Annotated in this window: 1 protein-coding gene; it reads left to right on the top strand. The window is 63.9% G+C overall.

The genetic code is table 11. From position 1 onward, the window contains the following. The first annotated feature begins 107 nt into the window (after positions 1 to 107). Complete coding sequence (locus tag NE591_RS14765; RefSeq protein WP_256157046.1) at positions 108 to 257, top strand: hypothetical protein; 150 nt, start codon at positions 108 to 110, stop codon at positions 255 to 257. Positions 258 to 296: the final 39 nt, after the last annotated feature.

Below are 296 nucleotides of genomic sequence, written 5' to 3'. Positions count from 1 at the left end.
GGTTTCTGGTCGCCGTGGGCGTGCTCATGGCGACGGGGCTGCTCGGCGGCTTCTTGCGCCTGCTGAGCTAGCCGGTGGAACCGGGCCCGAAGGAGAACGGTTCGAACATGAGCGAGAACGAGAAGACGCCGACCGACGCCGGAACTCCGGTTGAGACGGAGATCGCGGCCGACGAGCAGACTCCCGACGACGAGATGAAAGCGAAAGGAGAGCGAAAGGTTGGGCGGGGAGGGGACGCAGCGAAAAACGGTTGTTGAATGCGATGGAAGCGCGGCTCAGCAAGCGCGGTGGAAAAC

It is taken from the genome of Adlercreutzia sp. DFI.6.23 (genome assembly GCF_024462535.1).
Lineage (GTDB): Bacteria > Actinomycetota > Coriobacteriia > Coriobacteriales > Eggerthellaceae > Adlercreutzia > Adlercreutzia rubneri.
The sequence above is the reverse complement of the archived record's forward strand: the minus strand, read 5'-3'. Positions and strand labels throughout refer to the sequence as shown.

What these genes read in the sequence shown, in the direction of transcription:
- NE591_RS14765 (WP_256157046.1), top strand. Translation starts at nt 108, where the DNA reads ATGAGCGAGAACGAGAAGACGCCGACCGACGCCGGAACTCCGGTTGAG.